Genomic DNA, 395 nt, shown 5'->3' with positions numbered 1-395 from the left:
ATAGCCTTGGTGTTTGGCGCGATGGAGGCGCATTACCAAGTCCACTTGCATGGTGACGCACCCAGCTATTTTCAGCAAATGGGTGAAGGCAAGCTGATTGCTTTCACGCATGCCCACCTATTTGGCTTCACAACCAGCTTCTTTATCATCGGTATACCTTTCTCTATGCACTTCAGTCGCCTTAAGGTCTATCAATGGATATTTCCGGTTGGGTTGATTGCCTCGTTAACAGACATCATCTCCTGGTGGGGAATGAAGTATATCTCCGGTAACTTCGAGTACATTACCTGGGCCTGTGGTCTCATCTTTAGTGTGTGCTTTATGTGGATGCTTATCGGCCTGGTAAGAGTGTGCTATTCTTCCCGAAAGTAAAATGGTTCCCTGATTTTATCAAC

General features: G+C 46.3%; 1 protein-coding gene. It reads left to right on the top strand.

Annotated features, from left to right (window positions below):
- A partial coding sequence (locus A3729_RS32785; RefSeq protein ID WP_197475768.1) for a hypothetical protein occupies positions 1-372 on the top strand: 372 nt, incomplete at its 5' end.
- Positions 373-395 lie beyond the last annotated feature (23 nt).

The organism is Oleiphilus sp. HI0043 (genome assembly GCF_001634935.1).
The sequence above is the reverse complement of the archived record's forward strand: the minus strand, read 5'-3'. Positions and strand labels throughout refer to the sequence as shown.